This window comes from Paraburkholderia podalyriae, assembly GCF_014397785.1.
GTDB lineage: Bacteria > Pseudomonadota > Gammaproteobacteria > Burkholderiales > Burkholderiaceae > Paraburkholderia > Paraburkholderia podalyriae.
Map to the genome: position 1 here is coordinate 190,276 of NZ_VZQQ01000009.1, position 23,119 is coordinate 213,394.

19 protein-coding genes are annotated in these 23,119 nt (G+C 64.1%); 1 reads left to right on the forward strand and 18 read right to left on the reverse strand.

Annotated elements, in window-relative coordinates; all coding sequences use genetic code 11:
- Positions 1-34 precede the first annotated feature (34 nt).
- The 11 genes from F6X42_RS13370 to F6X42_RS13420 form a co-directional block, all read right to left on the reverse strand.
- A complete protein-coding gene (locus F6X42_RS13370) occupies positions 35-1,222 on the reverse strand; it encodes a fumarylacetoacetate hydrolase family protein (RefSeq protein ID WP_187634665.1) in 1,188 nt (395 codons plus the stop codon).
- Positions 1,223-1,306: 84 nt separating this feature from the next.
- The gene (locus tag F6X42_RS13375) at positions 1,307-3,091 is read right to left on the reverse strand and encodes an IlvD/Edd family dehydratase (protein WP_187634666.1); all 1,785 of its coding nucleotides are present in this window, start codon (positions 3,089-3,091) and stop codon (positions 1,307-1,309) included.
- Between the two features lie 32 nt (positions 3,092-3,123).
- Positions 3,124-4,539, reverse strand: a complete 1,416-nt coding sequence (locus tag F6X42_RS13380; protein ID WP_187634667.1) for an MFS transporter — start codon at positions 4,537-4,539, stop codon at positions 3,124-3,126.
- Positions 4,540-4,729: 190 nt separating this feature from the next.
- Positions 4,730-5,725, reverse strand: a complete 996-nt coding sequence (locus F6X42_RS13385; RefSeq protein ID WP_187634733.1) for a LacI family DNA-binding transcriptional regulator — start codon at positions 5,723-5,725, stop codon at positions 4,730-4,732.
- 167 nt (positions 5,726-5,892) lie between these two features.
- Positions 5,893-6,777: an SMP-30/gluconolactonase/LRE family protein gene (locus F6X42_RS13390; RefSeq protein ID WP_187634668.1), complete on the reverse strand. Its 885-nt coding sequence runs from the start codon at positions 6,775-6,777 to the stop codon at positions 5,893-5,895.
- Positions 6,774-7,541, reverse strand: coding sequence for a D-xylose 1-dehydrogenase (gene xylB / locus F6X42_RS13395; protein ID WP_187634669.1), 768 nt, complete (start codon positions 7,539-7,541; stop codon positions 6,774-6,776). The genes F6X42_RS13390 and xylB overlap by 4 nt, the downstream gene beginning before the upstream one ends.
- Before the next feature lie 90 nt (positions 7,542-7,631).
- Complete coding sequence (locus F6X42_RS13400; RefSeq protein WP_187634670.1) at positions 7,632-10,037, reverse strand: glycoside hydrolase family 3 N-terminal domain-containing protein; 2,406 nt, start codon at positions 10,035-10,037, stop codon at positions 7,632-7,634.
- A 198-nt stretch (positions 10,038-10,235) separates the two neighbouring features.
- The gene (locus F6X42_RS13405; protein WP_187634671.1) at positions 10,236-11,366 is read right to left on the reverse strand and encodes an ABC transporter ATP-binding protein; all 1,131 of its coding nucleotides are present in this window, start codon (positions 11,364-11,366) and stop codon (positions 10,236-10,238) included.
- A gap of 70 nt (positions 11,367-11,436) precedes the next feature.
- Positions 11,437-12,267, reverse strand: coding sequence for a carbohydrate ABC transporter permease (locus F6X42_RS13410; RefSeq protein ID WP_187634672.1), 831 nt, complete (start codon positions 12,265-12,267; stop codon positions 11,437-11,439).
- Between the two features lie 3 nt (positions 12,268-12,270).
- Complete coding sequence (locus tag F6X42_RS13415; protein ID WP_312892660.1) at positions 12,271-13,188, reverse strand: carbohydrate ABC transporter permease; 918 nt, start codon at positions 13,186-13,188, stop codon at positions 12,271-12,273.
- 61 nt (positions 13,189-13,249) lie between these two features.
- Positions 13,250-14,545 carry an extracellular solute-binding protein gene (locus F6X42_RS13420; protein WP_187634673.1) on the reverse strand — a complete coding sequence of 432 codons (1,296 nt, stop codon included), beginning with the start codon at positions 14,543-14,545 and terminating at the stop codon, positions 13,250-13,252.
- A gap of 273 nt (positions 14,546-14,818) precedes the next feature.
- Between F6X42_RS13420 and F6X42_RS13425 the strand changes: the two genes are divergently transcribed.
- Positions 14,819-15,868 (forward strand): LacI family DNA-binding transcriptional regulator, encoded by a 1,050-nt coding sequence (locus tag F6X42_RS13425; RefSeq protein WP_187634674.1) that lies wholly within the window; start codon positions 14,819-14,821, stop codon positions 15,866-15,868.
- Here F6X42_RS13425 and F6X42_RS13430 read toward each other — a convergent pair.
- From F6X42_RS13430 to F6X42_RS13460, 7 genes are all read right to left on the reverse strand, one after another.
- Positions 15,847-16,236, reverse strand: coding sequence for a type II toxin-antitoxin system VapC family toxin (locus F6X42_RS13430; RefSeq protein WP_187634675.1), 390 nt, complete (start codon positions 16,234-16,236; stop codon positions 15,847-15,849). The two genes, F6X42_RS13425 and F6X42_RS13430, sit on opposite strands and share 22 nt — an antisense overlap.
- The gene (locus tag F6X42_RS13435) at positions 16,236-16,466 is read right to left on the reverse strand and encodes a type II toxin-antitoxin system Phd/YefM family antitoxin (RefSeq protein WP_187634676.1); all 231 of its coding nucleotides are present in this window, start codon (positions 16,464-16,466) and stop codon (positions 16,236-16,238) included. Before F6X42_RS13435 ends, F6X42_RS13430 begins: the two co-directional genes overlap by 1 nt.
- A 708-nt stretch (positions 16,467-17,174) precedes the next feature.
- Positions 17,175-18,305: an ABC transporter ATP-binding protein gene (locus F6X42_RS13440; RefSeq protein WP_187634677.1), complete on the reverse strand. Its 1,131-nt coding sequence runs from the start codon at positions 18,303-18,305 to the stop codon at positions 17,175-17,177.
- A gap of 111 nt (positions 18,306-18,416) precedes the next feature.
- Positions 18,417-19,754, reverse strand: a complete 1,338-nt coding sequence (locus F6X42_RS13445) for a GH1 family beta-glucosidase (RefSeq protein ID WP_187634678.1) — start codon at positions 19,752-19,754, stop codon at positions 18,417-18,419.
- Between the two features lie 59 nt (positions 19,755-19,813).
- Complete coding sequence (locus F6X42_RS13450) at positions 19,814-20,644, reverse strand: carbohydrate ABC transporter permease (protein WP_187634679.1); 831 nt, start codon at positions 20,642-20,644, stop codon at positions 19,814-19,816.
- The gene (locus F6X42_RS13455; protein WP_187634680.1) at positions 20,641-21,675 is read right to left on the reverse strand and encodes a carbohydrate ABC transporter permease; all 1,035 of its coding nucleotides are present in this window, start codon (positions 21,673-21,675) and stop codon (positions 20,641-20,643) included. Before F6X42_RS13455 ends, F6X42_RS13450 begins: the two co-directional genes overlap by 4 nt.
- A gap of 129 nt (positions 21,676-21,804) precedes the next feature.
- Positions 21,805-23,052 (reverse strand): ABC transporter substrate-binding protein, encoded by a 1,248-nt coding sequence (locus F6X42_RS13460; protein ID WP_187634681.1) that lies wholly within the window; start codon positions 23,050-23,052, stop codon positions 21,805-21,807.
- Positions 23,053-23,119 lie beyond the last annotated feature (67 nt).

Sequence of the window (23,119 nt, forward strand, 5' to 3'; positions counted from 1 at the left end):
GATTCTCCTTTCGAAAATTGCAGCGACAATCCTGTTATCCAGCAATCAGCAGGCCACGTGCCGCGAGGTTGCGATACAGCGCGCGCACGCCGAACGTCCACGGTTCGATTTCGGTGGACAGACGCACCGTGTTGGTCAGCGCGCCGAGCCGCGGCGTCGAGATCGTCACGCGATCGCCGAGGTGGTGGGTGAAGCCGCCGCCTGGCGCGTCGCGGTCCTTGATCGGCGAGAACATCGTGCCGAGGAACAGCATGAAGCCGTCCGGGTACTGGTGGTGACGGCCGCAGGTCTGCGCGACGAGGTCGGCCGGGTCGCGACTGATCTCGCTCATGTGGCTCACGCCGTCGAGCACGAAGTGGTCGTCGGCGCCTTCGACGCGCAGCGAAACGCTCGCCGCGCGCACCGAGTCGAGCGAGAACGTGTCGTCGAACAGACGCACGAACGGGCCGATCGCGCACGAGCCGTTGTTGTCCTTGCACTTGCCGAGCAGCAGTGCCGAGCGGCCTTCGATGTCACGCAGGTTCACGTCGTTGCCGAGCGTCGCGCCGACGATGCCGCCGCGGCTATTCACCGCGAGCACGATTTCCGGCTCCGGGTTGTTCCACACCGACGCGGCCAGCAGGCCGACGTCCGCGCCGAAGCCGACCGCCGACATCGGCTGCGACTTGGAAAACACTTCGGCGTCCGGACCGATGCCGACTTCCATGTATTGCGACCACGCATCGCGACGCTCGAGCTCGGCCTTCAGCTTCATCGCCGCTTCCGAGCCCGGCTTGATCTTCGACAGGTCGGTGCCGATCGTCGACGCGATCGTCGCGCGCACTTCCTTCGCCTTCGCCGGATCGCCGCCGGCCTGCTCCTCGATCACGCGCTCGATCAGGCTTACCGCGAACGTGACGCCGCAGGCCTTGATCGCCTGCACGTCGCACGGCGCGAGCAGGCGCACGGCGGGCACGCTCGCGCCGGGCAGGTTCGCCTCGATCAGCTGCGCGACCGCTCCGAGCGATACCCCCGGCGCGCTGCGCGCGAGCTGCGCGGCATCATCGCGCTCGAACAGGTCGGCGGTGGTCGGCACGGTCGCGGTGATGTCGAACACCTCGCCGCCGCGCACGACGACCACGCACGGTCCTTCGTGCTGCTCGGTCTTGCGCCACACGCGGCCGACGAGCAGCGCATCGGTCAGATCGCCGGGAAGAAAGCTGGAGGGGGAAGTTGCGGACATGGGATGGGCTCTTTCGAATAAGTTGAGAAACGGGCAAGGCCGGGCGTCGCGTTGCGTGCGAGGCCCGGCCTTGTCACCTGCATGTCAATGCGAATGCCGTGGATTGCCGCGCTCGGCAATCACCTTCAGATAAAGCGTCGCCGGTTCCAGACAGCCGCCGGTCGAAAGCTGGCCGACCGTCTTGCGGTACAGCTCCTGCCACGGCGTTTGCGCGGGCGGAATTTCGAACCTCACGGTTTCGCGGCGTCGCGCGAGTTCGGCTTCGTCGACCAGCACGTTGACGCTGCGCGAATTCAGATCGACACGGATGCGATCGTTCGTGCGCAGCAGCGCAAGGCCGCCGCCCACCGCCGCTTCCGGCGACATGTTCAGAATCGACGGGCTCGCGGACGTGCCGCTCTGACGGCCGTCGCCGAGCGTCGGCAGCGACGTGATGCCCTGACGCACGAGCGCCGCCGGCGGCGCCATGTTGACGACCTCGGCGCTGCCGGGATAGCCGACCGTGCCCGTGCCGCGAATCACGAGGATGCAATGCTCGTCGATTTCGAGCGACGGGTCGTTGATGCGCGCGTGATAGTCCTCGGGACCGTCGAACACGATGGCGCGCGCTTCGAAGCTGTTTTCCGCGCCGGGCTCGCTCAGATAGGTCTGGCGGAACGCTTCCCCGACCACCGACATCTTCATGATCGCGCTGTCGAAGAAGTTGCCCGACAGCACCATGAAGCCGGCGCCGTGCTTCAGCGGATCGTCGGTCGTCTTGATGACCTCGCGATCCGGCGCGGGCGCGGCGGCTGCGATCTCGCCCATCGTGCGGCCCGACACGGTCAGGCAATGCTCATGCACGAGGCCGCCTTTCGCGAGCTCGCGCATCACCGCTGGCACGCCGCCCGCGCGATGGAAACTCTCGCCGAGATATTCGCCGGCGGGCATGCAGTTGACGATCAGCGGCACCGGCTCGCCGACGCGCTGCCAGTCCTCGAGACTCAGCTCGACGCCCATGTGCCGCGCTATCGCGATCAGATGCGGCGGGCAGTTGGTCGACGCGCCGAGCGCCGACGCGACGACGATCGCGTTTTCGAACGCTTCTTTCGTCATGATCTTCGACGGCCGCACGTCCTCGCGCACCAGATCGACGATGCGCTTGCCGGTTGCGTAGGCCATCTGGCCGCGCTCGCGGTAAGCGGCCGGAATGCTCGCGCAACCGGGCAGCGACATGCCGAGCGCTTCGGCGAGACTATTCATCGACAGCGCGGTGCCCATCGTGTTGCAGTGACCGATCGACAGCGACGACGCGGTGGTCAGCTCCATGAAGCCTTCATAGTCGATCTCGCCGGTCGCCAGCAGATTGCGTGCATGCCAGATCACGGTGCCCGACCCGACGCGCTTGCCGTCGTGCCAGCCGTCGAGCATCGGGCCGCCGGACAGCACGATCGCCGGCATATCGACGGTGGCCGCCGCCATCAGGCACGCGGGCGTCGTCTTGTCGCAGCCGGTGGTCAGCACGACGCCGTCGAGCGGGAAGCCGTGCAGGATTTCGACGAGGCCCAGATACGCGAGGTTGCGGTCGAGCGCGGCGGTCGGCCGGCGGCTCTGCTCGGCGAGCGGATGCACCGGAAACTCCATCGGAATGCCGCCCGCGTCGCGGATGCCGGCCTTCGTGCGCGCCGCGAGTTCGATGTGATGGCGATTGCACGGCGCGAGATCGCTGCCCGTCTGCGCGATGCCGATGATCGGCCGGCCCGACTGCAGCTCTTCGCGCGTCAGACCGTAGTTCATGAAACGCTCGACATACAGCGCCGTCATATCCGCGTGCGAGGGATCGTCGAACCATTCCTGGCTGCGCAGCCGGCGCGGGGTGGATGCTGACATGATGCTTATCTCTCTTTCATGGTTTGGGTTGCTTATGCGTGCTCCGCGCATTCAGCCGGTTTCTGTGCGGGCGCCGTGTCACGGCCGGGTCCGCCGTCCTGATTCGACGCGGCGCGAGCCAGCATCGTGCGCGGCACGAGCAGGATCAGCACGCAGCTGACCAGCAGACACGCACCGAGCGCGTAAGTGCCGTTGTTGATGTCGCCGGTCAGGTTTTTGGCCACCGCGGTAATCATCGAACCGGTAAAGCCGGACAGATTGCCGATCGCGTTGATCATCGCGATGCCGGCCGCCGCGGCGGCGCCCGACAGCAACTGCCCCGGGAACGTCCAGTAAATCGGCATCAACGCAAGGATGCCGGCGGTGGCGATCGTCAGAAATGTGATCGCCCACACCACATGATGCGCCAAAGCCGCGCTCATGATCAGGCCGATTCCGCCGATCAGAGCCGGAATCGCCGCATGCAGGCGCCGCTCGCCGGTTTTCTTCGAATGCGCGGCGTTCGCGAGCGTCGCAATGATGGCCACGCCGTACGGGATCGCGGTCAGCAGGCCGATATGCAGCGGGTCCTGCACGCCGGTCGCTTTGATGATCGACGGCAGCCAGAACGCGAGCCCGTAGAAACCGGTATTGAACGTGAGCAAAATCGCGACCAGCAGCCAGACGCGCGGATCGCGCACCGCCGAGCCGAAGCGTGCGGTCTTGTGTGCGCTTTCGCGCTGCAGATTCGCCGCCAGCAGGCTCTTCTCTTGCGGCGTGAGCCAGCGGGCGCGGTCGATGCCGTCGTCGAGCGAGAAGTACACGACGAACGCGGTCAGCAGCGACGGCACGCCTTCGATCAGCAGCATCCACTGCCAGCCCTGATAGCCGAACAGGCCGGCCGTATGCTCCATCAGCCAGCCCGACACGATGCCGCCGAGCATCAGGCTGACCGGCATCGCGATCAGGAAACCGGACATCACGCGGCTTTGGCGCTGCGCGGGAAACCAGAAGTTCAGGTACAGAATCACGCCGGGGAAAAAGCCCGCCTCGCAGATCCCGAGCAGGAAGCGCAGCATGTAGAACATCGTCGCGGTTTCGACGTGCGCGAGCTGCGCGAGCGGTGCGACGAACGCGAGCGCCATCGACACGAGCCCCCAGGTGAACATGATCCGCGCGATCCAGAAGCGCGCGCCGTAGCGATGCAGGAACACGTTGCTTGGCACTTCGAAGATGAAGTAGCCCCAGAAGAACACGCTCGCGCCGATCGCGTACATCGTGTCGGACAGGCCGAGATCGTCGAGCATCTGCAGCTTCGCGAAGCCGACGTTCACGCGATCCAGATACGCGACCACGTAGCACAGCAACAACACCGGCAGCAGCCGGCGCACGACCTTGCGATAGGTCCTTTCCTCGAACTCGTCGACGCGCGCGGCGGGCGCGGCGATGGCGGACGGTACAGCGGTCATTCGTATCTCCATCAGCGTATTTTGGGTCGGAAATGCCGTTGTCTCGCGGCTCGTGCGATTTGAGCCGACAGGCACCGCCGGTTAAGTTACCGGTAACATTTCCAGCTGTGGATGTTACGCTCGGCTTACCAACCGGACAACCAAGGGATATCCCTGATCTGCTTGATTAAGGGGAGTGCTAGTGCGCCATCTACGCGCTGTCGCGCGCAATCACCGTGAAATCGATCTTCACCGCTTTCCGGCGATGCGCATCACCTGCTTCGCGGTCGGCGAGTGCCGCGAGCAGCATTTCGCCGGCACGCACGCCGATGCCGTAAGCGTCGACCGACACCGTCGTGATGCTCGGCTGACAGCACCACGACACCTCGAAGTTGCCGAACCCGGCGACCGCGATGTCGCCCGGCACCGACAGCCCGCGCCGGTGACACTCCATGATCGCGCCGAACGCCGACATGTCGCTCACGCACATCACGGCCTCGGTATCGGGCCACGTGTCGAGCAATGCGCCGATCGCCGGCGCGCCGTGGCTCATCGTGATCGGCGAATCGCCGAGCCGGATCACGCGCGGCTCGCCAAGGCCCAGCGCCCTGATTTCGGCGACGTAGCCGCGCATCCGGTCGTGCCCGCGCCGGTCGCGCTCGCTCGCGCCAGCGATAAAACCCATCCGCCGATAACCGCGCTCGTGCAGATGCCGGACCATCGCGCGCGCCGCCGCCGAGTTCGAAAAGCCGACGACCGTATCGATCGGATCGCTGGGTAGATCCCACATCTCGACGACCGGAATGCCGGCGCGCTGCAACAGCATGCGTGTCGCTTCGGTGTGCCGGCCGCCCGTCAACGCGACGCAGCGCGGCTGGTGACGCAGCATCGAGCGCACCAGCAGTTCTTCCTGTTCCAGACGGTAGTCCGTGTCGCCGAGCAGCAGTTGCAGACCGTGCGGGCCCAGTGCGGCGTTCAGGCCGCGCACGGTGTCGGAAAAGTTCGAGCTGGACAGCGACGGCACCAGCACCGCGACGAACTCCGAGCGTCCCGACGACAGCGCGCCCGCCGCTGCATCGGCGACGTAGCCGAGTTCGTCGATGATCTTCTGCACGCGTTCGCGGGTTGCCTGCGACACGTTGCGGCCCGCGAGCACGCGCGACACGGTCATCTTCGAGACGCCCGCGCGTTCGGCGACATCGGACATGCGGGGCGGGACTGGCGGCCTGGACGTCATGATAGGAATCGGGGCAAATGCGCGAAAGTCGCGGAACGCACATGATAGCGGGCGGCTCCTTTCGGAGCGACCAGGCAACGTCAGGGTTGCGTTTGCGGCCGGTCTTGTCGCTGGGTTTTGTCGCTGGGTTTTGTCGTTTAGCGCTCGAAACCCACCGTGCAGCGAGCCTGAGCCTGCCCCGCCACCGGCGCGCGAAACGAGAACAGCCCGCCCGCCTGCGGCTGATGCTGCCGCTCGACCGCCGTCAGTCCCTTCCATGCGGTCGACACATAGACGGTTTGCAGATCGTCGCCGCCGAACGCGAGCTTCGTCACGTTCGCGCACGGCAACGGCACCTGATCGACCAGCTCGCCCGCCGGCGAGTAACGCTCGATCCGCCAGCCGCCGAACAGCGCGATCCACACGAAGCCGTCGGCATCGACCGCCATGCCGTCAGGGTGGCCGTCGCCCGAGATCGCGGCGAAGATGCGCTTGCCCGACAGCGTGCCGTCCGCGGCGACGTCGAACGCGTAGACCACCCGCCGCATCGTGTCGTTGTGATACAGGGTGCGGCCGTCCGGGCTCATCGCCGGGCCGTTCGTGATCACGTAGTCGTCGTCCTGCCCGATCGCCGCGCCTTGCTCGTTCACGCGATACAGCGTGCCGCTCGGCGCCTCTTCCCCATCATCCATCGAGCCGAACCACAGGCGTCCCTGTGCATCGACGAAACCGTCGTTGAGGCGGTTGCCCGGCAGCTGCGGTTCGACGTCGATGAGCTTGCTGAACTCCCCGCTCGCCGGATCGAACCGATGCAAGCCGGATGGCAGCCCGCACACGAACGTGCGGTCCGCGAGCGGCGCCAGAAAACCGGGCTGGTCGGGCGCCTGCCACGTCCGCTGCTCGCCTGTCGCGACGGACAGCCGATGAATCCGCCGCCCCTTGATATCGACGAAATACACGGCGTTTTCGGCGGCCTGCCACAGCGGCCCTTCGGCCAGTTCAGCGCCGAGCGCCCATACGCACACAGGGACCGGCATGCTCATTCTCCGTACCACCCTGCGTCGACGAAGTAATCGCGGCCGGAGCAGCGCGACGCGTCGTCGGACGCGAGAAACAGCGCCATGCGCGCGACGTGCTCGGGCTCGATGCGCAGTTGCAGACACTGACTCGCGACGACCTTCGCTTCGCTCTCCGCCGATTGCCACAGCTGCATCTGCCGCGGCGTCTTCACCGCGCCGGGGATGATGCAGTTCACGCGAATGCCCGCGCCGCCGAGATCGCGCGCGAGACCGCGCGTGAGCCCTTCGATGCCGGCTTTCGCGGTCATATAGATCGCGAGGTTCGGCAGCGCGACATGCCACGACACCGAGCCCAGGTTCAGGATCACGCCGCGGCCCGCGCGACGCATGCCGCTTGCGGCGGCCTGCGCGCAGAAGAACTGGTGGCGCAGATTCACCGCGATACGGTCGTCCCAGTAGCTCGCGGTCAATTCGCCGATTTCGTGCCGGTCGTCGTTGCCGGCGTTGTTCACGAGCACGTCGATCGGGCCCGCCGCATCGACGATCGCGGCGAACGTGCTGTCGATCGCGTCGACACTTTTCAGGTCGCAGCGGCGGAACAGCGGCGGGTGCTTCGCGTGGCGAAGCGTTTCCTGCAGCGCGAGCGAATCGTGCTCGGCGACGTCGAGAAAGAACACGCGCGCGCCTTGCTGCGCGAAGGCTTCGACCATTGCGGCACCGATCCCACCGCCGCCGCCGGTCACGACGATCGTTTTGTCCGACAGGCTCGGATAGATTGCGTACGACATCAGATATTCCACTTATTACGAGTAGGACACACGCAGGGCGGCACGCGCCGCCCTGCCCCGCCGCTTACGCCACGCGCTTAGGCCACGCGCTTAGGCCACAACCGCGACTTCGCTCAGCATGCGCCAGTCGCGCTCGAGCGTTCTCGTCGCGGAGCCCGCGACCGTCACGGTGCCGCCCAGATGAATGTCGCGGCTCGAACTGCCGACCAGCAGATCGAAATCACCGGGCTCGACGATACGCTCTCCGCGCCCATCGGTGAAGTTCAGCATGTCGACCGGCAGCTTCACGTGCACACGCGCCGATGCACCGGCCGCGAGCGGCACGCGCGCGAACGCCTTCAGCTCGCGCACCGGCCGCGCGACCGACGCGTGCCGGTCGCGCACGTAGATCTGCACGATCTCCGTGCCGTCGCGCGCGCCGGTGTTCTCGACCGTGAAGCTCAGCTCGACCGTGCCGTCTTCGATCGGCACCTCGCGGTGCACGAGCGCGAGATCGCCGTAACGGAACTGCGTATAGCCGAGGCCGAAACCGAACGGATAGCGGCAACCGAAATGGTATGCAACCGGCGTTCCCGCGCTCTTCAGACGATGGTTATACACGTACGGCACGGCGCCCGCACTCTTCGGCACCGACAGCGGCAGACGGCCGCTGAAATTGGCGCGGCCCACCAGCAGGTCGGCCAGCGCTTGCGCGCCGCGCTCACCCGGCGCGAACGCCATGATCTGCGCGGCGATGCGGTCTTCGAGACCGCCGAGATTGTACGGACGGCCGCCCGTCATCACGACGACCGTCGGCGTGCCGCTGTCGACCACCGCTTCGAGCAAGGCCTGCTGCACGCCCGGCAGATCGAGGCTGTCGGTATCGGAGCCTTCGCCGACGGTGCCGGACTGGAACAGGCCCGCCAGATCGCCGACGAAGACGAGCGCCACGCCCGCTTGCCGCGCGGCATCGACCGCGGCCGCGATGCCGTTGGTGTCCTTGCTGATCAGTTCGTCGCAATGCGCGTCGCCGGTCAGATCAAGCGACACGTCGCCCGGGAACACCGGCGCACCCGCGCGGCGTTCCTTGATGATGTCGCAGCCCTGCGCGTGAATCACGCGCTTCTCGCCGAGCAACGCGCGCAGCGAGCGCAGCGGCGTCCCGATCGACGCGGTCGACTGCTCGCCGCTGTTGATCAGATGCACGGGGAAGCTGTAGCCGGCGAGCAGCGCGAGCGGGTCGTCGGCAGTCGGGCCGATCACGGCGATCTTTTCGGCGCCGTTCGCGTCGAGCGGCAGCACGTCGCCTTCATTGCGCAACAGCACCGCCGATTCGAGCGCGACCTGATACGCGGTATCGCCCGCGGCCGCGCTCTTCACGTCGACGCGCTCGGGATCGACGTACGGATTCTCGAACAGGCCGAGCTGGAATTTCACTCGCAGCACGCGCGAGACCGCGTTGTCGATCGTCGCTTCGTTGATCTCGTTGCGCTCCAGCGCTTCCTTCAGATGCACCGCGCACTCGTGGCCGGGCAACTCGACGTCGAGGCCGGAGTTGAACGCGAGGGCCGCAGCCGACGCGCTGTCGCGCGCCACCGCGTGGTGGCTGAACAGCAGGTCCACGCCAGCGTAATCGGCGACGACGAGGCCGTCGAAGCCCCACTTCTCACGCAGCGTGTCATGCAGCAGCGCGCGGTCTCCATGACAGGGCACGCCGTCGACGTCGTGATAGGCAGGCATCACCGAGCCCGCGTTCGCAAGCTTCACGGCCATCTCGAACGGCAGCATGAACACGTCGTTCAGTTCGCGCGGGCCGACATGCACCGGCGCATGATTGCGGCCGCCTTCGCTCGCCGAATGACCGACGAAATGCTTGAGCGTCGCGAGCAGATCGCGCTGTTCGCCTTGCAGGCCCTTCACGTAATGACAAGCGAGCACGCCGACCAGATACGGGTCTTCGCCGAGCGTCTCTTCGGTGCGGCCCCAGCGCGGGTCGCGCGATACGTCGAGCACCGGCGCAAGCCCCTGGTGACAGCCGATCGAGCGCGCCTGCGCGCCGATGATCGTGCCCACTTCGCCGACTAGTCGCGGATTCCACGTCGCCGCATAGTTCAACGGCGACGGGAACAGCGTCGCGTCCTTGATCATCAGCCCCACGAGGCACTCCTCGTGCGACATCACCGGAATGCCGAGCCGCGTGTCTTCGACCATCTTGCGCTGCAACTCGTTGAGCGCGCGCACGCCTTCCTTCGGATCGACCGTGTGCGTGCCGAGCGGACGCGTGATCTGACCGAGGCCATGCTGCAGGATCTCGTCGACCGTGATCTGGTTGGCGCTCTGCGCGAAATCGATGCTACGCGCCTTATGCGCGCCATCGGCCGACAGCTTCAGCCAAGCGGCGTGAAGCTGCGCAATCTTTTCGTCGAGTGTCATGCGCGCGAGCAGGTCGGCCACGCGCTCTTCGACGGCTGCGGCTGGATTGCGGTAGAGCGGGACCTCACTTTGCCGAACCAACATCGAAAACTCCTTTTTTTATCCTGGTGTACGAAGCGCAAGAAGCGCCGACAAATCCGTTGTTTCTGACAGGCGTGCGGCAACGCGTTGCTTCAGCCCGGATGCCATCCCGTGTGTTTTCAGCCACCTTTCAGACGTTCGCAGTCCTGCTGATCGATCCAATGCGATCGCGCCTCGAAACTCGCCGCGATCGCGAGCGAATCAGTGCAGACGCGGCAGCGCGAAATCCTTGTCGTCGAACACGTGGCACGCGTGCGGTGCAAACGCCAGCTCGATGCGTTCGTCGTGCGTCACGCCACCGTCACCGGGCAGTTTGGCGATCATCGTGTTGCCGTCGCGGATGCCACCGTCCAGATGCACGTAGCTGTGCTCGCCCATCCGTTCGACCAGACGCACCGCGCAGCGGATCGTCTGGACGCCGGGCTGCGTCGACGGCAGCGCAAGGTGCTCCGGGCGGATGCCGAGCGTGACCTGCGAGCCGACGCGCTGCCTGCGGCCGTCGACCTCGGCGCGCACGCGCTCGCCCGTCGTCAGCTCGACCTGGATGCCCTTGTCGTCGACCGCGAGGACCGTGGCCGGCATGAAGTTCATCTTCGGCGAACCGATGAAGCCCGCGACGAAGCGGCTCTTCGGTCGGTGATACAGATCGAGCGGCGCGCCGATCTGCGCGACGCTGCCGTGTCTCTCCATGTCGGCGCCGGCGTGCAGCAGCACGATCTTATCGGCGAGCGCCATCGCTTCGATCTGGTCATGCGTAACGTATACCGCGCTCGCGCGGTTGAACTCGCGATGCAAACGAGCGATTTCGGTACGCGTCTGCACGCGCAGCGCGGCGTCGAGATTCGACAGCGGCTCGTCGAACAGGAACACGCCCGGCTCGCGCACGATCGCGCGCCCGATCGCCACGCGCTGGCGCTGGCCGCCGGACAGCGCTGCGGGGCGGCGTTCGAGATAGGCGTCGAGTTGCAGTGCGGCAGCGGCACTGCGCACCTTCTTGTCGATGATGGCCTTATCGATTTTCGCCTGACGCAGACCGAATGCCATGTTCTCGTAGACGCTCATATGCGGATAGAGCGCGTAGTTCTGGAACACCATCGCGACCTGGCGCTTCGCGGGTTCGACGTTGTTCATCAGCTGACCGTCGATGCGCAGTTCGCCGTCGGTGATCGACTCGAGACCGGCGATCATGCGCAGCAGCGTGGACTTGCCGCAGCCCGACGGCCCGAGGAACACGCAGAATTCGTCGTTGCCGACTTCGAGGTTGGCATCGCGGATCACCGCGTTGCCGCTCGTATAGGACTTCTGTACGTTAGTAAGGGAAATGCTTGCCATATCGTTTTGTGCGAAGTTCGGTGTGCGAGCCACTCTGGCCGGCACGATTCGAGGTGGTTTGCGACGCGGATCAGCCCTTGAGCGAGCCAGCCATCATCCCCTTGATCACGCGCTCCTGACCGAACGCATAGCCAACGATCAGCGGCAACGACGTCAGCACGAGGACAGCCAGCATCGACGGTATGTTCGACGCGTATTGCCCCATGAAGTCCCAGATCGCGAGCGGCAGCGTACGGTGTTCGGCCGTCGACGTGAGCATGTACGCGAAGATGAACTCGTTCCACAGACCAATGCCGTTGAAGATCGCCACCGTGGCGAGCCCCGGTGCCGAAAGCGGGAAAAAGATACGCCAGAAGATGCGGAACGGACTGCAGCCGTCGAGCTGCGCCGCTTCTTCGAGCTCGCGTGGAATCTGGCGCATGAACTCGGTCAGGATGAAGATCGACACCGGCAGACTGAGGGCCACGTAAGGGCCGAGCAGCGCGAACGCGGTATCGTAAAGACCGAGGTTGCGCGTGAGCAGATAGATCGGCACGAGCGTCGCATGCAGCGGCACGATCATGCCGGCGACCACGAGTCCGAAGAGCGTCTTGTTCAGCGTGAAGCACAAGCGCGCAAACGCGTAGGCCGCCATCGCACTGATGATGACGATCAGCAGCACCGACACTCCCACCGTGAACACGCTGTTACGGAGATATGTGAAGAACGGCCCTTTCAGCACAGCCGCGTAGTTGCCCCCATACAGGTGGCTCGGCGGCGCCCACACGGAGGTCGCGAAGGTCTCTTCCTGGCTCTTGAAGCTCGAAGCGACCATGAAGATAAACGGGATCGTCGTCACAGCCAGCCAGATCAGTGCCAGCAGAGGAATCCCCACGGGGGGGAAGCGAAGTTTCTTGTTCATGGTTCAGACCTCGGTTGCATAACGGCGGGTGAAGTACATCGATACCGCCGCCACCGTGATGACGATAAGGAACATCGCCGAGCCGATGGTGCTGCCGTACCCAAGCTGGAACGAACTGAACACCGTGCGATACATGTAAGTGGCCATCACCTCGGACGAGCCTTCGGGCCCGCCACCGGTCATCACGAACACGAGATCGAAGTAACGCAGCGATCCGAGCACGGACAGCAGCACAGCCGTGCGCACCGTGCCTTGCAGGTGCGGCAGCTTGATGCGCCAGAAAATGGTCCACTCGGAAGCGCCGTCGAGGAGCGCCGCCTCGTTGACCTCGGCCGGCATCGACGACAGGCCGGCGAGGAACAGGATCATGTAGAAAGGTGCGTTCTGCCAGATGATCACGGCGATGGTCGCGCCCAGCGAAAAATGCGGGTCGCCGAGCCAGTCCTTCGCGATGCCATCAAGCCCGAATGCCTGCAGCGCGACATTGAGCGGACCGAAATTCGGATCGTAGATCTGCTTGAACAGCACGCCGATCGCCACGCTCGACATCAGCAGCGGCAGGAAATACAGAACCTTGAGTACGCGCGAGCCACGGCCGGCTTTTTCCAGCAGCACGGCGAGCGCGAGCGCGATCGGAAGCTGGATGATGATCGACGCGACGGCAAGAATCACATTGTTCTTCAGCGATTGCCAGAACACCGCGTCGTGCGCGAGCCGCCCCCAGTTCGCCAGCCCGACATAACGGGCCGTGTTGCCGAGGCCATTCCAGTCGAGCAGCGACAGCCGCAGACTGGAGACGAGCGGATAAAGCAGGAACACAGCCAGCAGCAGCAGCGACGGCGCAAGAAACACAGCCGTGACGAGGGTTTGCGATGAGAATCTCAGCCGGCGTTCGGGTGTAGCGGAAAGTGCGATATTCACGGGCTTGTATGCCGACCGGCACCTCGCGGTGCCGGTTCGACTTTTCTTTGGGACTGGGAGATTAACCGCCCTTCTTCGAAGCGGCTTCCATTTGCTGCGCAGCAGCCTCAGGCGTCAGCGACAGACCGAACAGTTGCTGCGTCGTGTCCTTGTGCATTTCACCGAGGGCCGGCGGCAGTGCCTGGTCATACCAGAGCTGCACGCTCGGAGCCGCAGCAAGCAGTTTCTGCAGACGCTGCGTGAACGGATCGTCGATCTTGACGTTATTGACCGGCGGCAGCTTGTGGTCATTCGACGCGCGATCCTGCATCGCCTGGTCATCGGTCAGAGCCTGGATCAGCTTGAACGCTGCTTCCGGCGTCTTGCACTCGGTCGAGATGCTCAGGAAGCCATCGCCAACCGTGCCGATCAGATCGCGCGGATCGCCCTTGCCACCCGGCACGCTCGGGAACGAGAAGAAATCGAGATCTTTCGAAAACGTGGGGTTTTCGTTCGCGATCGTCGAAGCTTCCCAGGCACCCATCAGCTCCATTGCAGCCTTGCCCGTGTACAGCAGACGGCGCGAAGCGCCCGAGTCGTAATCAAGGCCGTTGATGCCCGGTGCGAACGCGCCAGCCTTCACGAGTTCCTGAATGCGCTTGCCGGCTTCGACGAACGCCGGATCTTCGAAGCCCTTGCCCTTGCCCTCGATCGCGTCCTTCACGACTTGCGGACCACCGATACGGTCGACGAGGTACATGTAGTACATCGAACCGGTCCACTTGTTCTTGTTCGCGAGCGAGAACGCTGCAACGCCGTGCGACTTCAGCACCTCGACGACGTGCATCAGTTCATCCCACGTCTTCGGCGGCGCGATGCCGTACTTGTTGAAGACTTCCTTGTTGTAGAAGATCACCGCGGCCGCTGCGTTTTCGGCAGCAACACCGTAGGTCTTGCCGTCGAAGGTCGTGACATTCCACGACGCTTGCATGAAGCGGCCGCGATACGCCGGGTCCTTGTCCAGGTACGGCGTGAGGTCGGCGATCTGGCCGGATTTCACGTACTCGTGCAGGCCGCCGCCGCCCCAGTTTTCGAACACGCACGGCGGCTGATTCGCGCCGAAAGCGACCTTCAGCTTCGTCTTGTATGCCTCGTTCAGCACGTGCGAATTCTCGACCTTGTAGCCCGGGACCGCCTTTTCGAAGCGATCCGACGCGTCGCGAATGATCTTGCTCGACGACGTATTGGTCTGCTGGTCCCATACCGTGATCGTCCTGGATTCCGCCGCTACGGCGTTCGAGACAACCGCAGACATCGAAAATAGCAGCGCGGTGGCGCCGATGATGGACCGCGCTTTAAGCAAAGCCGGAAACGCCATGTGTGTGTCCCCTCTTCTGGATTTTTAAGAAACCGCCGAAATTGTTAACGTTATCCTTAACGTTAGTGAATGTTAGGACGGTGCATGAAGCAAGGCTATGGGGGATTTTACCTGGTCCCCGCCAGCTGCGACGCAACTGCCGCATAGAACTGACTGATTATGGCAAAGCGGAAATATAAAGGGTTCTGCTAGAATAGCGACTACATAAACGGTATCGCTAACGTGACTAGCGAGTCCACCATTCAAATGAGCTCTCGCATACCATCGACCCGCATGGCAAGGCAAACCCCCACGCTTGAGCACGTCGCCAAGCTTGCCGGGGTATCTCAGATGACCGCGTCGCGCGCCCTCAACGGCCGTCCCGGCGTGTCGCGCGAAACCCGCGACGAAGTACTGAGAATCGCGTCGGACATCGGTTACGTCGTCAACCGCACCGCACAAAAACTGTCGGGTGGCCGCAACGGCATCATCGGCATCATCACGCCGACACTCGACACGCAATTCTCCAGCGAGCTGATTCTGGGCGCGGGCCGCGCGGCGCGTGGCGCGGGCTGCGAGATGCTGGTCTACACGGTGTTCGACGAAGACCGTCATACGCATCACGACCTGCTTGGGCTCATCCAGCAATTCTCCGACGGTATCCTCGCCATTCTGCCGCGCGAGTCGCTGTGCCTCGAAGCGCTCGCCACCGCGAAGGTGCCGGTCGTCGTCGTCGATCAGCGCGGCACGCTGACGGGCTTCCCGTCGGTGTCGGTCGACAACTACGGCGGCGCCTGTCTCGCGGTCGAGCACCTCGCGGAACTCGGCCACAAGCGCATCGCGTTTCTGGCCGGCGACGAAACGATCGAAGGCGTGCGCGACCGGCAACGCGGCTACCGCGACACGCTGGCTCGCCTCGGCCTGCCGCGCGAAGACGCGCTGGTCGCCGCCGGCGACCTGTCGCAAATGATGGCGTTCGACGTCACCTTCGACCTGCTGAATCTCGCCGACCCGCCCTCCGCCATCTTCACGGCCAACGACCAGAGCGCGTTCGGCGTGATCGCCGCTATCCGCGAAGCGGGCCTGCGCGTGCCGGACGACATCTCGGTGATCGGCTTCGACGACATCCCGATGTCCGAGCAGTTTCACCCGGCGCTCACTACGATCCGCCAGCCGTTCCAGCAAATGGCGCGCTCGGCGGTCAACACGCTGCTCGCGCAGATCGCCGGGATCGACGCCGCTTCGCAGCGCATCACGCTGCCGGCGGAACTGGTGGTGCGCGATTCCACTGGCCCAGTCCGCACCAGGCAGCGCCGCGGCCGTCACCAGATCGTTTCGACGTAAGTCGACGCGCGCACCTTCGCATCGGAAGTCACGAGCGCGCCGCCATGCGTGCGCGCGGTCGCGACGATCAGGCGTTGATGCAAGCTGAGCGTGGGCGGCAGCGTCGCCGCGCGAAACGCGATTTCGGTGTCGACCGGAATCATCCGCACGCCATCGAGCGACAGAAACGTCGACATCCAGCTGCGCGCGTCCATCGACAGGCCGAGACTGCCGACCTTCACGAACTCCGCGATTTCGAACGCGCTGATCGCCGAGATCAGGATCTCGCCGCCGGTGAGTTCCTGATCGATCGCATCGTGCGCGGCCTGGCTCAGCGCTTTCTGCCTGCCGAGCCAGCACACGAGCGCAAGCGTATCGAGCGTGATCATCAGTCGTCCTGCCCGGCTGTGACCGGTTGCAACGCGTGTTTCAGGTTGAAATGCGTGATCGACGCGCGCAGCAGCTCAAGCGGATTCTCCTGCTTGCTGCGATACGGCCTGATTTCGATGGTGGGTTGTCCGCGGTCGGTGACGACCACGGTCTCGCCCAATGCCTCGACCTGACGGAACAGCTCGCAGGCCCGGGACTTGAAAATGGCTTTAGATACTCGCTTTTCCATGACGCTCTCCACCCAGCAAAATTCCAACGGTTATTTTTTGTATCGGGCCGGTGCGCCCGCTTGCGAACGCCCGCGCTGCGTGGCCCGATATTCTTTATCAACCTTGCTCTCAGTCATTGCTTCTCAACCAATTGCCAGGAGCTGCCTCGGGCTCCAGTCCTACTCGCGGCGACTGTCTGCCCCGCGCTTCGAGTCTTTGAAAGATACAAACATCGGGGAGCGTTACCCTTAACGTTAGCGGATGTTAATGGCGCGTATTCGCCGCCGCCATGCGGAGTTTACCTAAGCTCCGAACCACTACCGGAACCGCCCGAAGCGGCCCTCTAAACCAAGCCTGGCAAGGGCGAAAGCGTCGCGCAAGGCATCGACAGCCATACGAAAGATTGGTGCGAACTGGCTAACGCCAGCACTCATTGCGTCACTCATCGCGGTTCGATGCAGGCGGCCCCGATGAACGATCCGCATCGAAATGCACGATCCATGCATGCAGCGATTCGCGCGGCTTCTTCGGCCCGCGGTGCTGCTGTGGCTCTCGTTCGACAGCCGGTCGCCCGCGGTCCGCGGCAGCAGCAGATTCACCAGGCGCCCCGCTATACCGGTTCCCGGACAGACCACTCGCCACGGCCTCGCCACCGTACTTCGCTCCATTTTTCTCCATCGCGCCGTCCGTCATCGGTGTACCGTTGCTCGCTCGTCGGCATCGCTCTATCAAACCACCGCGTGGACGTCCTCGCCGACTTCCGGTCGCTCGAGGGCCACCGCGGCGCCGTTCGCATCGAACAGCGTGACCGCCGACGACGCCACCTTGATCCCGACGCGCGCGCCGACCGCGTGCTGCGCGTTCTTCTTGTCGAGCTTCAGCGCGATCGCGTGCGCCATCCCATCGAGTCGCGCATGCAGAATCGACACGTCGCCGAGATGCTCGACCAGTTCGACACGCGCGGCGAGTCCTTCGTCGAGCGAGCCGATGCCCAGATGCTCGGCGCGCACGCCGAGCGTCAGCTCGCCGCTGACCGGCTGCGCCAGTCGACCGGGCAGCACAATGCGCTGGTTTGCGCCGGCGAGCGTCACGACGGTTTGTGCATCGCTTTGCGACTCCAGCGTCGCGGCCAGCATGTTCATCTGCGGCGAGCCGATGAAGCCGCCGACGAAGCGGTTCGCCGGCCGCTCATACAGATCGAGTGGCGCGCCGGTCTGCTCGATGCAGCCTTTGTTGAACACGACGATCTGCTGGCCGAGCGTCATCGCCTCGACCTGGTCGTGCGTGACGTAGATCATCGTCGTGCCGAGTTCGCGATGCAGCTTCGCAAGCTCGATACGCATCTGCACACGCAGCGCTGCGTCGAGATTCGACAGCGGTTCGTCGAACAGGAACACGCGCGGCTTGCGCACGATCGCGCGTCCGATCGCGACACGCTGGCGCTGGCCGCCCGACAGCGCCTTCGGCCTGCGCTCGAGCAGATGCGTGATTTGCAGGATCTCGGCGGCACGGCCCACCGCCTCGCGCACTTCGTGCTTCGACTTGCCCGACAGCTTCAGCGAAAAGCCCATGTTTTCCGCGACCGTCATGTGCGGATACAGCGCGTAGCTCTGAAACACCATCGAGATGCCACGGTCCACGGGTTGCAGATCGTTGACGCGTACGCCGTCGATCAGAACGTCGCCGCCAGTTACCGACTCGAGCCCGGCGATCATGCGCAGCATCGTCGATTTGCCGCAGCCGGACGGCCCCACGAACACCGTGAACTGACCGTCCGGAATGTGCAGATCGATGCCCTGGACCACCTGCGGTCCTTCGCCGTACGTCTTCGTGACTTTGTGCAATACGAGTTCGCCCATTGCAACCTCCTCCTCAATCCTTGTACTTGCAGACCCCGCGTGACGCTATCCCACTGCCCCACTACTGTCGCGCCACGCGAGGTTCGGTGCGCCCGACGCCGTGCGCGCGCCTCAGCGCGCGGCCGCGACGCTGGCGTGTTGCGCGATCACGTCGCGATACCACAACGCGCTGTCCTTCAGCGTGCGCTCCTGGCTCGCGTAGTCGACGTAGACCATGCCGAAGCGCTTGTCGTAGCCCGACGCCCATTCGAAGTTGTCCATCAGGCTCCAGGCGAAATAGCCGGCCACGTCGACGCCCTGTTGCACCGCGTCCGACAACGCGGCGAGATGCAAGTCGTAGAAGCGCACACGCTCGGCGTCGTGCACGCGGCCGTTAGCGAGCACGTCCTTCGCAGCGCAACCGTTCTCGGTGATGTAGATCGGCGACAGCTTGTAGTCTGCGTTGATGCGCGTCAGCAATTCGGTCAGGCCTTGCGGATAGACTTCCCAATCCATGTCGGTGAAGCCGAGTGCGCCGGGCGGACGCTTCTCACCCGATGCGCTCGCGAAGATCCGCGTGTAGTAGTTGATACCGAGGAAATCCAACGGTGTGCGGATCACATTGAAGTCGCCCTCCAGGATCACGTCTTGAGGACCGTTCGCGCCATACCATTGCAGCGCTTCGGCCGGGTATTCGCCCTTGAACAGCGGGTCCATGTACCAGCGCACGAACTTCGCGTATTCGAGCGACGCGGCCGCGAGATCTTCCGCCGAATCCGTCGCGCCATGCGCCGGCGACTGGTTCAACACGATGCCGAGCGGCGCCTTCACGCCATCGGCGCGCAACGCCTGCACCGCGAGACCGTGCGATAGCAGCAGATGGTGCGCGACGTGCGCAGCCTTCTTCAGATCGGCGTTGCCCGGCGCGAAATAGCCGGTCGCGTTGCCGAGCCACGCGGTGCACCACGGCTCGTTGTGCGTCGCAATGGATGCGACGCGATCGCCGAGCACGCTGCCGATCTTGCGTGCGTAGTCCGCGAAGCGATAAGCGGTGTCGCGGCTTTCCCAGCCGTTTTGCACATGCTGCAGCGACAACGGCAGATCCCAGTGATACAGCGTCGCAAACGGCTGGATGTCGCGCTCGAGCAAACCGTCGACGAGGCGCTCGTAGAATGCGAGGCCCTTGTCGTTGAATGCGCCGCGACCTGCCGGCTGCACGCGCGGCCAGGCGATCGAAAAGCGATAAGCCTTGACGCCGAGTTCGGCCATCAGGTCGAGGTCTTCCTCGACGAGGTGATAGTGATCGCATGCGACATCGCCGTTCTCGCCGTTCACGACTTTGCCCGGCACGTTGCAGAACGCGTCCCAGATCGACGGGCCGCGGCCGTCCTCATGCGCTGCGCCTTCGATCTGGTAGGAACTGGTGGCGACGCCCCAGACGAAGTCTTCGTTGAATCGATACGTCGACATAGATGATGTTGTCCTGAATGGTCATGCCTGCGAGGGCGTGAAAATTGAAAGAAAGAATCTCAAGCCTTGACTGCGCCGGTCGTCAGACCGTCTATCAAACGCCGCGAGGTGAACGCGAACAGCACCAGCAGCGGCAGCACCGCGACCGCGGAGCCCGCCATCACCGCGCCCCAATCCGAATTGGTCGGGCTTTGCAGAATGCGCAGCGCGAGCGGCAGCGTGTACATCGACGGCGAACGCAGCACGACGAGCGCCGACAGAAAGTTGTTCCACGCCTGAATGAAGCTGATCAGTCCAAGCGTGCCCAGCGCCGGTCCCAGTAGCGGCATCACGATGCTCCAGTAGATGCGGAATTCGCCGCAGCCGTCGATGCGCGCCGCCTCGATCAGCTCCGACGGAATCGCCGCGGCGACGTACTGGCGCATCAGGAACACGCCGAGCGCGGCGGCAGCGCCTGGCACGTACAGCGCGCGCGGCTGATCGATCCACCCCAGCAGGTTCATCGTCATGAAGGTCGGAATCATGCTGAGGAACGGCGGCACCAGCATCGCGGTCAGCGCGATCGCGAACAGCGTCTTCTTGAAGCGGAACTCGTACATCGCGAACGCGTATCCCGCCATCGACGTGACCAGCAGCGTCAGCACGGTTTGCATCGTGGCCGTATAGAAGCTCCAGCCGAGATTGCGCCAGAACGGAATGTGCCGCATCAGCGAGGCCATGTTGTCGAGAAACGCGCTGCCGAACCACAGCGGCGGCGGCATCGAGAAGATCTCGGAGCTCGTGTGCGTCGCGAACACGAACATGAAGTAAAACGGCGAGAACATCAGCAGCGCGCCCGCCACCACGATCGCGTAGCCGAGATAACGGCCCTTGTCGTTCGACGATTTCATCGCTGTGTCTCCTCGTTCATGCCGCTGCGGTGAAAGATGCGCGTGTTCAACCACATCAACGCGCCGATCGAAATGAACAGCAGCCATGCGATCGAACTCGCGGTGCCGAAATCGCCGTCGTGGAATGCGGTGCGATACATATAGACGGCCGTCGTCAGACCGGACTGGCTCGTTCCCATGCCTTCGTTCGGCAGCAGGATGAACGGCTCTTCGAACAGTTGCAGCCCACCGATGATCGACAGCGTGACCGCGAAGAAAATCATCGGCTTGATCAATGGAATAGTGATGCGCGTGAACTGCTGCCAGCCGTTTGCGCCGTCGATGCGCGCGGCCTCGTACAGGTCCTTCGGAATGGTTTGCAATGCCGACAGATACAGCACCGTGTTCCAGCCGACATACCGCCAGAAGATCACCACCGACACCGCCGGCTTGACGTTCTTCGGGCTATACAGCCACTCGATCGGATGCACGGGGACGATCCAGTGCAAGCCGGGCAGCTTGCCGAGCTCGGCGATTGCGAGGTTGATCATGCCGAAGTCGGTCGAATACAGCGACGAGAAGATCAGCGCGATCGCGACACTCGACGTGATGAACGGCAGGAAGTACAGGCCGACCACCAGGTTGCGCCAGCGGCGAAACGCGGTTTGCAGAAAGAACGCGAGCGGCAGCGCCACCAGATGCTGCGGCACGCCGGACATGATCGCCATCGACGCGGTGTTGTACAGCGACTTCCAGTACCACGGGTCGGTCAGCGTGAACGTGAAGTTCGACAGACCCACCCACTTCATGCTGGCGAGCCCCGCTGTCGCGTCCCAGCTCTGGAACGACAGGTACAGCGAAAACAGCAGAGGGAACGCCATGAACAGCGCGAACAGCAGAAAAAACGGACCGAGAAACAGGTAGGGCGCGACCTTCACCGGATCGAGCCGCGAAGCTTTGCGCGGCGCGGCGAACGGTGGGGGCGAGCTCAACACACCGCTCGCGCGCGCGTCGCGGGCGACCTCTTCGGTCGTGGGCAGGGGAGTGTTCATCAATAGTTCCGTCCAGTCGGGCGTGGCCGCGGTCGATCACCGGCCACGCTGTTTGCAGCAGACTTGCAGCGCATCGCGGCACACGCCGGTCGCGGCATGCAGCGTGCCGCGACCTGGCATCGACATCGCTTAACGACGGACCCGGTGCGCGATCTGGTCCTGCGCTTCCTGCAGCGCGGTATGCACGTCTTCGCCGTCGTCGACGACCTTGTCGAGCGCCGAGTGCACCGCTTCCTCGGCGACCTGGTCATACTTGCTGCGCTGGATCGCCGGGATGTGCGAGGCCGCATCGCGCCAGATCAGACGCGCTTTCTCGTTGCCGAGGAACGTGACCGGCTCCGCGAAGAACGTATCGTTCTGCGCGGCGAGCAGCGCGGGGAATGCGTCGATCGAACGGAACGATGCGAGCTGCGTGTCCTGGCGCGTCGTCAGGAACTTGATGAATTCCCACGACATCGGCTTTTGCGTCGCTTTCGCCGGAATCGAGTAGAACGTGCCGCCGAACGATGCGTACGCGTTGTTCGGCAGATTGGCCGCGCGCCACAGACCCTTCGTGTCCGGTGCGATCCACGACGACAGGTGACCACCGAGCCACGCGCCCATCATCTGCGTCGAGACGGTCCCGCGCTTGAAGCTTTCGGCCCATTCGTTCGACCAGGGCGTGATCTTCGCGTCGAGACCGAGGTCGCGTGCTTTCTTCGCGAGCTCGAACGCCTTCACGAAACGCGGCGACGTGACGACCGGATTGCCGGCCTTGTCGAAATACACGCCATCGCCTTCCTTCAGGTCGGCGCGAATGTAGATGTCCTCGATGTCGCGCGACGATGCCATCAGGTACGCGCCCGTCGCCTTCTTGATCTTCGCGCCGGCCGCCAGATACGAGTCCCACGACTTCGTCAGGTCGGCTTCGGTCACACCCGCCTTGTCGAGGATGTCCTTGCGATAGAACAGCGTGCCGGGACCGATGTCAGCCGGCATGCCGACGATTGTGCCATCCTGCGTGGTCGCCTGCGCGAACGTGTAGTTGATGAACTGGCTCTTGTACTGGCCGGCGTTGTACGGCGCCTTCGACAAATCTTCGAGACCGCCGCCCGCGGCGAAGCGGCCGATAAAGCCGACCTCGACCGCCATCACGTCGGGCAGATCGGAGTTCGTCGCGAGCGCGGTGGTCATCGCATTGTGGTGATCGGCGATCGCCAGCGCCGACACCTTGATGTCGACGTCCGGATGCAGCTTCTTCCACGCCAGAAGCGCGTCCTTGATTTCCTGATCCAGCTTCGGAAAGACCGCGACCGTCAACGTGGTGTTGGCATGCGCGCCGACTGCGGCCAAGCTGAGCAGAACGGCGGCGGCAGAGCCTGAAAAGCGGAATTTCATTACTCGTCTCCTGAAGAACCCTGTTTGAATTGCATTCGATGACTACCGGTTGCTGCGACCTACTTCC